This is a genomic window from Streptomyces sp. NPDC051684 (assembly GCF_044453445.1).
Lineage (GTDB): Bacteria > Actinomycetota > Actinomycetes > Streptomycetales > Streptomycetaceae > Streptomyces.
In genome coordinates, this window is the sequence record NZ_JBITCS010000040.1 from 37,629 (window position 1) to 49,486 (window position 11,858).

Consider the following 11,858-nt stretch of genomic DNA (forward strand, 5'->3'; position numbering starts at 1 on the left):
TTGCTCCGCACGCGGATTGGTCGTTCACGCCATCGAGTGAGGAGGCGCTTCCTGCACCAGTAGCAGCCGCGCCGGCAGCGCGGCGGATGGCAGCGCCGTTGGAGGGCTGTCATTCCACGGATCAGCGGGATGCAGGACGGGGCGAACGCGTGATCCTTCCGCTGTGACCAAGCCGCAAGGAGCCGGCGCCCGGATTACCGGGGAGCACCCGGGCAACCACCTCGTGGGACACCGTCCCAACGCCCGGCATGCCCGACCAAGTGATCGTGGATCATCCAGGGGAAGAAGCCATGACGCCGTGCACCTTTCTCCAGGCACTTGTCAGGCGCACCCAGTGGTGCGGCCCGACCCCCACCCCGCTCCAGCGCACCGGTGTCCCGGTCGAGCCGGTGCCGCCGGTGCGCCTGCGCGCAGCGGTCCTGCATGCCATCCGGACGACACCGCAGGCACAAACAGGCGAGGACGGCGATGCGCACGATGTTCCGGGTGTGACCAATCCGCGGCCCGCAATGCCTCCGGAATAGAGACATCAGAGGCTCGTGAACCCCGACGCCGTTCGGGCGGAACCCCGAACGGCAAGGAATGAGGCTTGTTGTGATGGCCCGTCACACCGCACGACTCACCGCCCTTGCGGCGGTACCCGCCGCACTCGCGCTCGCCGCTGTGCCGGCCGCCGCGCACTCCGGACACAAGGCGGCCGGCTCCGGCAACACCTACCAGGTGAATCTGGACCAGCTGAACAACTCGGGGGCCAAAGGCACCGCGATGCTCAGCCTGGACGGCACCCGACTCACCGTGAAGATCGAGGCCTCCGGGCTGGTGCCTAGCCAGCCGCACGCCCAGCACCTGCACGGCTCCACCGACGGCCACGACTTCCACTGCCCCGATGCCTCCGCGGACAAGAACAAGGACGGCATCGTCACCACCGCCGAGGGACTTCCGGTCTACGGCGACATCAACATCTCCCTGACCACCAAGGGCGACACGTCCAAGAACAGCGGTCTGGCCGTCGACCGGATGCCGGCCGCGGACAAGAACGGCCACCTCTCCTACGAACGCACCATCACCGTCTCGCAGAAGGTCGCCGACCACATCAAGGACCTGCACGTCGTCCAGCACGGCATCGACCCCAACGGCAACGGCAAGTACGACTTCGGCAAGGGCAAGAGCGAACTCGACCCGAAACTGCCGCAGGAAGCCACCGCCCCCACCGACTGCGGCATGGTCCAGGGCGCCGCCGTCGGTTCGATGCCGGTCGGCGGGGTGGAGACGGGGTCGGGCAGCACCGCCGGCGTCGAAGCCCCCGGACTGCTCGCCGGCGGCAGCGCGGCACTGGCAGCCGCCGGAGCACTGTTCGTGGTACGCCGGCGCAGGGCCCACACCACCGACAGCGTCGGCTGAAACGGTGCCCGCCTCATCTCTCCTGAGGCGGCTGCTCAGTGGCCGACAGCGCACGCTGTCGGCCACCGCGGCCGTCCTACTCGCGCTCCTGGGCGCCACCGCTCTCACCCTCGGGCTGATACGCCAGCAACCCGCACCACCCGAGGCATCCACGCCCGGTGGGACGCCACGCCCGGCTTCGTCCATCTCTCCAACTCCGCCGCCCCAAGAGGACAGTTCACCGAGCCGGCCGACGTCATCGGAGGTGATGGCCGCCTCGATGCCGACGCGCGTGTCCATCCCGGCCATCGGTGTCGATGCCCCACTGGAGCGCCTGGGTCTGGACGCGCACCGGGCCATGGAGACCCCCAAGAACCCCGCGCGGGCGGGGTGGTTCACCCACGGCCCCACCCCTGGCGCCAAGGGACCCGCGGTGATCGTCGGCCACGTCACCTGGAACCAGGCCAAGGCCGTCTTCTTCCAGCTCGCCCGCCTGCATGCAGGCGATCACCTGTCCGTGGACCGGGCCGACGGCTCCACCGCACACTTCACCGTCACCCGCACCGCCCAGTACGCCAAGAAGAACTTCCCCTCCATCGACGTCTACGGCAACGTAGACCACGCGGAACTGCGGCTGATCACCTGCGCCGGCTCCTACAGCGGTCACTCCTACTCCGACAACACCGTCGTCTACGCCCGTCTCGCCCCGTCTTCCTGAAGCGGTGGTACCTGCTCCCCTGTCTTCACGGTGGAGCAGCCCAACCCGGCATGCGTCAGAGGATGCGCCACGAAAACATTCCCCGACAGGGGTACGCGGGCGAGCACGGCCGTGGGAGGCCGTGCTCGCCTTCGTGAGTGCCTGGGTCAGAGGATGACGCCGAGGCCGAGGCCGAGCCCCAGACCGATGCCACCGCCGTAGTAGTAGCCGTCGTGATGATGGTGGTGGTGCCAGGGGCCGTCGTCCCCGGCCACGGTCTGAACGGCTGCGGTGGGTTGTGCGGGTGTGGCGGCCTGGGCGGCGCCGGCGAGGGGGAGGGCTGCAGCGGCGGCCAGGAAGGCCACAGCGGCGCTGCGGGCCATGAGATTGCGCATGACGATGCTCCTTCGAGGGAGATCATTGGGCGCTTTCCACGCTAGGGCGGGTGGCAGGAACTTTCTCGTTGGATCATGACCGGCCGTCACTGGGGACTGCCCTAGGGCCTGTCGTTTGGATCAGGCCCCGCGAGCCCGGCCTGATCCAAACGACAGGCCCTAAGTGTCGAGGCCGACGGTTCCAAGGCAGTCAGTTTCCAACTGACGTACAGGCGTGTGACCTTGCCTTTCATATGTGCGGGTCGTGATGGCTTGATGTGTTTTCCGCGGGAACCAATCCAGGTGCCTGTGTGGGGCCGGATTAATGGTGAGAGGCCGCTGATGGGCGGAGGAGTTGAGGAGAGGCGGCAGCTGCCGCCGCCTCTCCCACTACACGTCTGACGTGACGGGCCCTGACGGTGGAATGCAACCTCCGTGGCGGAAGCAATGCGCGACGATCTGCGGATCGTGTTCGTGTGCGGGACCGCCGTGCCCGCTCGCGTCCGGCTGTCCCAGAGTTCGGCACGGGCCGGGCGTAGGGTCTTGGCATGGAACGACTCGACGTCACGCCGGCACGGTTGACCGGCACCTGGCACATCGTCTGCTCCTCTTTTCCCATGTGGCAGGGCGAGCGGCGTACCAGTGCGACCTTTACCTACGCCCCGTTGCCGGGCGGCAGTTCAGGCGCGCAGAAGATGAGTGATGTGGTGCGCTATCGCATCAGGAATGGGCGCCGGCGCCGCATTCGCGGCGTCGACACGCGGCTCACCGGGCGTGCGGGGTCGGTCTACCGATGGCGTGGCCGCGGCGTACTGAGGGTGCTCTCGAGTGAATGGGAGGTGCGTGAGGTCGGGGCGGATGATGCGTGGGCAGTGATCGTCTTCAGTCGGTCCCTGGTGACGCCGGCTGGGGTGGATGTCGTCGTCCGTGACGACCGACTCGGGGATGCCTCAGTGCTTAAGGAGGCGCTGGAATCTGGTCGGCGCCATGACGCGCCGCCGCTGTCGTGAGGAACAGCGTGAAATCACGGTAGCCAGTTCGTCCCCCTGAGATAACCGCTGTGCGGCCCGAGTGGTGGGGTTCCATCAAGTCGTTCACCGGGCATGAAGCGGTTGCAAAGGCCTCTTGATCGCCCCGCTGCCGGGCTCGGGACGTCTGCGCTGGTCGAAAGAACGATCGTCCCATTCGCGGACAGATTACCTCCCGACCTCGGTCGGTATGCATCAGCTGAGGCGCGATCGCCCGGCCCTGCCGCCTCATCAGCGACCCTGCCAACACCACGGATGACAGGTGTGGCGACAGGTCCGTCAGTTCGAAGTCAAGTTGGGGCCGCCGTTGGCCGCGGATCCCCGGAGATCAGGGCGCCTCACGGTGGCTGGAAGCGGCACGGGGAGAGGAGGCGCAGGCCGACGACGAAGCGGCCGTCGTCGCGGCGTTCGAGCGCGCCCACCTGCACGAGGGAGCGAGCCAGGCGCAGGGCGGTGGAGCGTGGGGTGCCACTGCGGCGTGCCAGGTCGGCGGGGGTCAGTGCGCGGTGGTCGCTGTCGAAGGCGCCGAGCAGGGCGAAGGCCCGGTCGATCACCGGCTGGCCCGAGGCGGGTCTGCCGCCGCGCCTGCGCGGGGCCGCGGGCCCGGTGGCGGAATCAGGCTCTGGCGGGCGGGGCCGCGGAGTCGCCCGTGTCCCCGTCCTCCCGCCAGGTGGCGCCGGCCGCCTCTTCTTCCGATGTTTCATTCATTGGCACAGCCCGTGCAGATGAGTGGTCACGTCACTGGGTTCGCAGAGTACGCACCGCCCGCACCGCACGGGCACTGATCGAGGAGCGAACCATGCCCCCATCCGGACCGGTCGGCCCGACCGCCGCCACCGCGCTCACGGGCGCCGGCGCGCAGGCCGGCCTCGTGGACGTCCACGCCCACTTCTTACCGACCGCTACGTCGCCGACGCGCGTGCGGCGGGTGTCGAGCACCCCGACGGGATGCCCTGCTGGCCCGAGTGGTCGCCGGAGCAGCACCTCGAACTGATGCGCCGTGGCGGGATCACCAAGTCGTACTTGTCGATCTCCTCGCCGGGCGTGCACTTCGGCGACGACGCCGCGGCCCGCCTACTGGCCCGCGAGGTCAACGCGTACGGCGCTGAGATCCGCGATGCACACCCGGACCGGTTCGGACTCTTCGCCGCGCTGCCGCTGCCCGACGTCGACGGCGCGCTGGACGAGGCCGCGCACGCGCTCGACGTGCTCGGCGCCGACGGCGTCGTCGTGTAGACAAAACACCACGGCGTGTACCCGGGCGACACGCGCCTGGAGCCGCTGTGGCGGGAACTGGACCGGCGCGGGGCGCTCGTGTTCATGCACCCCACCTCGCCGCCGCACGCCGGCGAGCCGGCGTGCGGCGGCGCCCGATGCTGGAATTCCTCTTCGACACCGCCCGCGCCGCCGGTGACCTGTTGTTCAGTGGCGTCCTGGCGCGCACCCCGAACATCCGCTGGGTCCTGACGCACGGCGGTGGCGCGCTGCCGCTGCTCGCCGACCGGATGGAGCTCTTCCGTGCGCACTTCGGCACCGGGCCCGTGGGCGCTCCGACGGCCGTAGAACAGTTGGGTGCCCTCTGGTACGACATGGCGGGCACCCCTTTTCCGCGGCAGATGCCTGCCTTCGAGGCGGCGTTCGGCACCGACCGGCTTCTGTACGGCAGCGATTACTGCTGGACGCCCACGTTCGCTGCTCTGGAGCAGATCGCGTCCGTCGACGCGGCCGTGCAGCCCTCGCCCACCGACACATGGCGCGCGCTGACGACCCGCAACGCGCAGCGCCTTCTCCGGCCGGGAAGACCGCACAAGCAGCAGGGCCAGTGACCGCGGGAAGCACACAGGGCACGGCGGCACACAGTGACAGGGAGCACAGTTGCACAGCGGACATTTACGGTCATGTGACCCCGGATGCTGGTGGCAGACTGAGGTTCGTGATGGATCAGGTGCTGTCGGGCGCTAGCGTGGTCGGTGCTGACCAGTTGGACCGTGCTGGTCCGGTGCTGACTACAGGAGTCGAGTAGGGGGAAACATGCAGGTCGGAGCGGCGTCTTGAGGATTCTCCACACATCCGACTGGCACCTGGGCCGCTCGTTCCACCGCGTGAACATGCTCGACGCCCAGGCCGACTTCGTCGCCCACCTCGTCGCCACGGCCCGCGAGCGCAGCGCGGACGCGGTGGTCGTGTCGGGTGACGTGTACGACAGGGCGGTCCCGCCCCTCGCGGCCGTGGAGCTGTACGACGACGCGCTGCACCGCCTCGCCGAGCTCGGCGTGCCCACCGTGATGATCTCCGGGAACCACGACTCGGCGCGCCGCCTCGGCGTCGGCGCGGGGCTCATCGGCCGGGCCGGCATCCACCTGCGGACGCAGCCGTCCCGCTGCGCCGAGCCGATCGTGCTGCCGGACGCCCACGGCGACGTCGCGTTCTACGGACTTCCCTACCTCGAACCGGCGCTGGTGAAGGACGAGTTCGGGGTGGCGAAGGCCGGGCACGAGCAGGTGCTCGCCGCCGCCATGGAGCGGGTCCGGGCCGACCTCGCGGAGCGCCCGGCGGGCACCAGATCGGTCGTCCTCGCGCACGCGTTCGTGACCGGCGGCGCGCCCAGCGACAGCGAGCGGGACATTACGGTCGGTGGTGTCTCGGCGGTGCCGTCCGGCGTCTTCGACGGGGTGGACTACGTGGCGCTCGGACATCTGCACGGCAGCCAGGTCATCAGCGACCGGGTCCGCTACTCGGGCTCTCCGCTGCCGTACTCCTTCTCGGAGGCCGACCACCGCAAGAGCATGTGGCTGATCGACCTCGATGCCGACGGCGCGGTCACGGCCGAGCGGCTCGACTGCCCCGTGCCGCGCCCGCTGGCCCGCCTCCGCGGCGACCTCGAAGAGCTCCTCGACGACCCGGCCCTCGCGCGGCACGAGGGGTCGTGGGTGGAGGCGACGCTCACGGACGCGATCCGGCCCGACGACCCGATGGCCCGCCTCACCGACCGCTTCCCGCACACCCTCAGCCTGCTCTTCGACCCGCGCCGCACGGACGAGGAGGAACCGGACACCAGCTACGCCGAGCGCCTCAAGGGGCGCGACGACCACGAGATCGCGGAGGACTTCGTGACCCACGTCCGGGGCGCGGGGCCCGACGAGAGCGAGCGGGCGGTGCTGCGGGCGGCGTTCGACGCCGTGCGCGCGGACGACGTGGTGCGCGAGGTGGCGCGTTGAGGCTGCACACGCTCACCATCACAGCGTTCGGTCCCTTCGGAGCCACGCAGAAGGTCGACTTCGACGACTTGTCGGCAGCCGGCCTCTTCCTCCTCCACGGACCGACCGGCGCGGGCAAGACCTCCGTCCTCGACGCGGTCTGCTACGCGCTGTACGGGTCCGTGCCCGGTGCCCGGCAGGGCAGCGGCGGCCAGGGGCAGAACCTGCGCAGCGATCATGCCGAGGCGGGCGTGCGCACGGAGGTCACGCTCGACCTGACCGTCGCGGGCCGCCGCCTGGAGCTCACCCGGCAGCCGCCGCACCTGCGCCCCAAGAAGCGCGGCACCGGCTTCACCACGGAGAAGGCGCAGAGCTGGCTGCGCGAGTACGACGCCGTGGCGGGGAAGTGGAAGGACCTCAGCCGCTCCCACCAGGAGATCGGCGAGGAGATCACGCAGCTGCTCGGCATGAGCAAGGACCAGTTCTGCCAGGTGGTCCTCCTCCCGCAGGGGGACTTCGCGCGCTTCCTGCGGGCCGACGCGGAGGCCCGCGGCAAGCTGCTCGGCCGCCTCTTCGACACGCACCGGTTCGCCGCCGTGGAGCAGCGGCTGGCGGAGGACCGCAAGGCCGCGCAGAAGCAAGTGGCCGCGGGGGACGCGGAGTTGCTGGCCGACGCGCACCGTATGCAGCAGGCGGCGGGGGCCGTCGTGGAGCTGGACCCCGTGGACGCGGCGCCGGGCGACCCCGGTACCGCGGACGCCGTCCTGACGTGGGCGGCCACCGCCCGTTCGACGGCGCGCGAGCACTTCACGCACGCCCATATCGCCCTGGACGCGGCCGAGTCGGCGCGGATCGCGGCGCAGCGCGAGCTGTCCGGGGCGACGGAGACGCACCGCCTGCAACGCCGTTTCGCGCAGGCCCGCGACCGCCAGGCGACCCTGGACGAGCGCGCCGAGGAACACCGCGCCGTCCAGACCCGCATGGACCGCGCCCGCAAGGCGGCGACGGTGGAGCCGGCGCTGGCCCTCCGGGAGGAAGCGGAGGCGGCGCACCGGGCGGCCCTGACGGAGGACCGTCGGGCCCGCCAGGAACTGAGGGCGGCATGGCCGGAGAGCACGCCCCGGCCGGGCGGCGGCTCGGCCGGGCTGGGCGACGCGGACGCGGCCGAAGACACTGACGGCCGGGTGGCGGAGTCGGACGAGGAGAGCACGGAGGCGCCCTTCCCGGCGTCGACCGACGCCGGTTCCGGTCCGGATGCCGAGTCGCCGTACGGGTCGGCCACCGACGCGGACGGCCGGTCGGCCGGGGCGCACGACGCCGGTTCCGGTCCCGGTGCCGAGTCGTCATACGCGGACGACGCCGACGCCGGTATCCCGACCTCACCCGAGGCGCTCACCGAGGCCGCTCGGCGTGTCGCTCATGAGCTTGGGGGGCTCGACGCGGCGCGCCGGGCCGAGCGGCGGCTCGCAGAGCTGACGCGGGAGCGTGCCGAACTCGACCGTGAGGAGCGCTCCGACGGTGACCTGCTCGCCGACACCGAAGGCTGGCTCGACGGCTGGGACGGCCGGCGCGCCGACCTCCAGGCCCGGGTCGACGCGGCGCAGGAGGCCACGGCCCGCGCCGAACACCTCGCGGGCCAGCTCGAACCGGCCCGCAAGCAGGCCCGCGCCGCCGTCGAGCGCGACCGGCTCGCCGAGCGGGCGGACTCCGCCGACGCCGACGCGCTGCGCGCCCGCGAGCGCTCGGCCGCCGCGCACGAGCACTGGCTCGGCCTGAAGGAGCAGCGACTGCGCGACGTCGCCGCCGAACTCGCCGAGGCCCTCGTCGACGGCGAACCCTGCACCGTCTGTGGCGCCAGCGAACACCCCGCGCCCATGCGCAAGTCCGAGGGGCACGTCGACCGGGCGGCCGAGGAGGCCGCGCTCGCCGCCTACCGCGCCGCCGACACCCGCCGCACCGAGGCGGAGCGCGCCCTGGGCGGCGTACGGGAGGAGTTGGCGGCGGCGAAGGCCGCGGCAGGGGAGGAGCCCGCCGCGCAGCTCGCCGAGGTGGCCCGGGATTGGGCGGAGCGACACGCCGAGGCACACGCCCTCGCGGCCACCGCACACCCCGCGCGTGAGGCCCTCGACCGCGCTGAGAGCGAGCACGATCGTCGCCTCGCCGCCCGCCAGGAGGCGGCGCAGCGGACGGCGGTCCGGACCTCCCTGCGTGAGGCCCTGGATCGTGAACAGGTCGGTCTGGACCGGGAGTTGGCGCAGGCGCGCGGCGGCGCGGAGAGCGTCGAGGCGCGCGCGGGACAGCTGGAGCGCCGCGCCGAGCTGCTCAACGGCGCCGCCGACGCGGCCCGTGCCGTCGAGGACACGGCGCGGCGGCTCAAGGACGCGGACGCGCGACTCGCCGACGCCGCGTTCCGGGCCGGGTTCGACACACCGCAGGCGGCGGCCGCCGCCCTGCTCGACGACGACCGGCACCGAGAGCTCCAGCACCGCCTGGACGCACGGCAGTCGGAGGAGGCGGCCGTCCGCGCGGTGCTCGCCGAGGAGGACACCGCCGAGGCTGCCCGCAGACCGGCGGCCGACGTCGCCGCCGCCCAGACGGCCGCGCAGGCCGCCGACGCGCGCGTGCGCACGGCCGGATCCGCGCGCGACGCGGCACAGCGCCGCTGCGCCGAACTCGACCGGCTCTCGAACCGCGCCGCCACCGAGGCCCGCCGCCTCGGCCCGCTGCGCGAGACGTACGACCGGGTGGCCCGCCTCGCCTCCCTCGCGGCCGGCACCGCCGCGGACAACGAGCGCAAGATGCGCCTGGAGTCGTACGTGCTGGCCGCCCGACTGGAACAAGTGGCGGCAGCGGCGACCGCCCGTCTGCGCCGCATGTCGTCGGGCCGCTACACCCTGGTGCACTCCGACTCCCTCGCGGGACGCGGCCGTTCGGGTCTCGGACTGCACGTGGTGGACGCGTGGACGGGCCGCGAGCGCGACACGGCGACGCTCTCCGGCGGCGAGACCTTCTTCGCCTCGCTCGCCCTGGCGCTCGGCCTCGCCGACGTCGTCACGGACGAGGCGGGCGGCGTCCGCCTCGACACTCTCTTCATCGACGAGGGCTTCGGCAGCCTGGACGACCAGACCCTCGACGAGGTCCTCGACGTCCTCGACTCCCTGCGCGAGCGGGACCGCAGCGTGGGCATCGTCAGCCACGTCGGCGACCTGCGCCGCCGCGTGCACGCGCAGTTGGAGGTCGTGAAGGGGCGGGACGGCTCGATGGTGCGCCAGCGTGGGGTCCCCGGGGCGTAAAAAGACCCGCGCCGTTCCCGGGCGAAGAGGCCGGGAACGGCGCGGGGTGTCACCGCACGGGGGCAGGTGTCACTTGTTGATGCAGGCGTTGCCGAAGGCCGGGTTGAGCAGGCCGACGACGTCGACGCTGTTGCCGCAGGCGTTGACCGGGACGTGGACCGGGACCTGGAACACGTTGCCGGAGACCACACCGGGCGAATTCTGAGCCACGCCAAACGGGTCGGTGTCCGCGGCGGCCAGACCTGCGGTTCCGAGGACGACGATGCCGGCCGCAGCTGCCGTGAGACCCAGCTTGATCATGGACGTCATGAAGACTCCTTGAGTGAGACGGAGGGAAGACGGATATGCGTTCCGTCACCACCCAGGCACTCACAGTTTTCGCCGGCCCGCCTCTCGGGAGGTCCGATCGCGGGGCGCCCGGCAGGTCAGCCCGGCACATCAGCCCACCCATCGGCCCGCCCGCTCGGCGCGCCTGCCCACCGCGGCAAGGCGGCGGACCATCAGCGCGCGGTGCCCGCCCGAGCCGATCACCAGGAGCCGGTAGCCGCGGCCGAGCGGTCCGGGAAATGCCGCGTACGTACGGGCGCGCACCACGGTGCCGCCGGGGAGCTCGGACAGGTCGAGGGTCAGCTCGTAGCGCGAGTAGAAGTGACGTCCGGCGAGGCGGACCGAGCGGCCGGGGACCGCCTCGGCCACCGCGAAGCCCGGCACCGTCGAGCCCTCGGTGAACGGCGCCCCGCGGGAGCGCGACGGCTTCGCGCCGATGAACCGCGCGTACGCCTCGAAGATCCGGCCGCCGGTGCCGCCGAACTCGGCGGCCAGTACCGGCCACACCCGCTCGGCGGGTGCGTCGACCACGATCCGGTGCTCGTCGACGAAGGGCGGGCGGGGCGGTGCGGCGGCGCGGGCGACGGGGGCTGCGTCCATGAAATCAGCATAGGCGGACGGGAATTCGGTTCAGTGCGAAGGGGGCGATCGGGCATGATCCGGGGCATGCCCAAACTTCCCCACCCCACCCCGGCCGAACTCCGCCGCGACCCCCTCCCGCTGCGTGGCCGCACCGCGCTCGTCACCGGCGCGAGCCGGCGCGGCGGCATCGGATTCGCCGTGGCCCGCCGGCTCGCCGCGTACGGGGCGAGCGTGTATCTGCACCACCACGTGGCGCACGACGAGGCGATGCCGTGGGGCGCGGACGGGCCCGCCGACGTGGCCCACGCCGTGCGCGCCGTGTGCGGCGATCCGGACGCCGTCGTGGCGCACGGCCCGGCCGACCTCACCGACCGCGATGCCCCGGCGCGTCTGATCCGGGACGCCGCCGACGCCCTGGGCGGGCGGCTCGACATCGTCGTCGCCAACCACGCCCTCAGCGGCGGGGACGGCACGCTCGACACCATCGACGCCGCGATGCTGGACGCCCATTGGGCCGTCGACGCCCGCTCCGTGGTGCTGCTCGTCCAGGCCTACGCCCGCCACCGGGCCGCCGCCACGAACGAGGCGGGGACCGGTGGCCGCGTCGTCATGATGACCTCCGGTCAGGACATCGCCGACGGCATGCCGGGCGAGATCGCGTACGCCCTCCAGAAGGGCGCGCTCGCGTCGATCACACGCTCCCTCGCCACGACCCTCGCCCCGCGGTTCGTGACCGTGAACACCGTCAACCCCGGCCCTGTGGACACCGATTACCTCGACGGGGAGGCGTACGAGTCCATCGCCGAGCTGTTTCCCGCCAAGCGGTGGGGCATGCCCGACGATCCGGCGCGGCTCATCGCGTGGCTGGCCACGGACGAGGCAATGGGGTCTCCCCTGCTCGAACGTAGTTGAGAGCTTGGGGAAGGATCACCGGGCAGGTCATCGGCTCCGAGGGCGGCTTCCGCCGAACTGCCTTCTAG

General features: G+C 72.0%; 9 protein-coding genes and 2 pseudogenes. 7 read left to right on the top strand and 4 right to left on the bottom strand.

The annotated features are described in order from the left end of the window. Positions 1-594: 594 nt before the first annotated feature. Together ACIA8D_RS34735 and ACIA8D_RS34740 are read left to right on the top strand one after the other, a co-directional pair. Positions 595-1,401: a hypothetical protein gene (locus ACIA8D_RS34735; RefSeq protein ID WP_399238232.1), complete on the top strand. Its 807-nt coding sequence runs from the start codon at positions 595-597 to the stop codon at positions 1,399-1,401. A gap of 247 nt (positions 1,402-1,648) precedes the next feature. After that, entirely contained in the window at positions 1,649-2,098 is a 450-nt protein-coding gene (locus ACIA8D_RS34740) for a class F sortase (RefSeq protein ID WP_399238233.1), read from the top strand. Positions 2,099-2,244: 146 nt separating this feature from the next. Here the strand turns inward: ACIA8D_RS34740 and ACIA8D_RS34745 are convergent, their stop codons facing one another. Continuing rightward, complete coding sequence (locus ACIA8D_RS34745) at positions 2,245-2,472, bottom strand: hypothetical protein (protein WP_399238234.1); 228 nt, start codon at positions 2,470-2,472, stop codon at positions 2,245-2,247. Positions 2,473-2,999: 527 nt separating this feature from the next. Here ACIA8D_RS34745 and ACIA8D_RS34750 point away from each other — a divergent pair. Continuing rightward, positions 3,000-3,461 (top strand): hypothetical protein, encoded by a 462-nt coding sequence (locus ACIA8D_RS34750; RefSeq protein WP_399238236.1) that lies wholly within the window; start codon positions 3,000-3,002, stop codon positions 3,459-3,461. A gap of 356 nt (positions 3,462-3,817) precedes the next feature. On the opposite strand, the gene ACIA8D_RS34755 is transcribed toward ACIA8D_RS34750, so the two are convergent. Then, positions 3,818-4,033 carry a helix-turn-helix domain-containing protein gene (locus ACIA8D_RS34755; protein WP_399238237.1) on the bottom strand — a complete coding sequence of 72 codons (216 nt, stop codon included), beginning with the start codon at positions 4,031-4,033 and terminating at the stop codon, positions 3,818-3,820. 245 nt (positions 4,034-4,278) lie between these two features. On the opposite strand from ACIA8D_RS34755, the pseudogene ACIA8D_RS34760 reads away from it, so the two are divergent. From ACIA8D_RS34760 to ACIA8D_RS34770, 3 genes and pseudogenes are all read left to right on the top strand, one after another. Further along, positions 4,279-5,305: pseudogene (locus ACIA8D_RS34760) on the top strand (amidohydrolase family protein). Between the two features lie 225 nt (positions 5,306-5,530). After that, the gene (locus ACIA8D_RS34765; RefSeq protein ID WP_399238239.1) at positions 5,531-6,697 is read left to right on the top strand and encodes an exonuclease SbcCD subunit D; all 1,167 of its coding nucleotides are present in this window, start codon (positions 5,531-5,533) and stop codon (positions 6,695-6,697) included. Then, entirely contained in the window at positions 6,694-9,969 is a 3,276-nt protein-coding gene (locus ACIA8D_RS34770; RefSeq protein ID WP_399238240.1) for an AAA family ATPase, read from the top strand. The genes ACIA8D_RS34765 and ACIA8D_RS34770 overlap by 4 nt, the downstream gene beginning before the upstream one ends. A gap of 69 nt (positions 9,970-10,038) precedes the next feature. Here ACIA8D_RS34770 and ACIA8D_RS34775 read toward each other — a convergent pair whose 3' ends face one another. Both ACIA8D_RS34775 and ACIA8D_RS34780 read right to left on the bottom strand, forming a co-directional pair. Continuing rightward, positions 10,039-10,269 carry a chaplin gene (locus ACIA8D_RS34775; protein WP_399238259.1) on the bottom strand — a complete coding sequence of 77 codons (231 nt, stop codon included), beginning with the start codon at positions 10,267-10,269 and terminating at the stop codon, positions 10,039-10,041. Positions 10,270-10,407: 138 nt separating this feature from the next. After that, complete coding sequence (locus tag ACIA8D_RS34780; protein WP_399238241.1) at positions 10,408-10,896, bottom strand: hypothetical protein; 489 nt, start codon at positions 10,894-10,896, stop codon at positions 10,408-10,410. Between the two features lie 66 nt (positions 10,897-10,962). Here ACIA8D_RS34780 and ACIA8D_RS34785 point away from each other — a divergent pair. Continuing rightward, positions 10,963-11,858 (top strand): annotated as a pseudogene (locus ACIA8D_RS34785) (SDR family oxidoreductase).

Excerpts from the sequence above, each read along its gene's own strand:
- ACIA8D_RS34740 (WP_399238233.1), top strand. The coding sequence starts at position 1,649 with ATGGCCGCCTCGATGCCGACGCGCGTGTCCATCCCGGCCATCGGTGTC.
- ACIA8D_RS34745 (WP_399238234.1), bottom strand. The coding sequence starts at position 2,472 with ATGCGCAATCTCATGGCCCGCAGCGCCGCTGTGGCCTTCCTGGCCGCC.
- ACIA8D_RS34750 (WP_399238236.1), top strand. The coding sequence starts at position 3,000 with ATGGAACGACTCGACGTCACGCCGGCACGGTTGACCGGCACCTGGCAC.
- ACIA8D_RS34775 (WP_399238259.1), bottom strand. The coding sequence starts at position 10,269 with ATGATCAAGCTGGGTCTCACGGCAGCTGCGGCCGGCATCGTCGTCCTC.
- ACIA8D_RS34780 (WP_399238241.1), bottom strand. The coding sequence starts at position 10,896 with ATGGACGCAGCCCCCGTCGCCCGCGCCGCCGCACCGCCCCGCCCGCCC.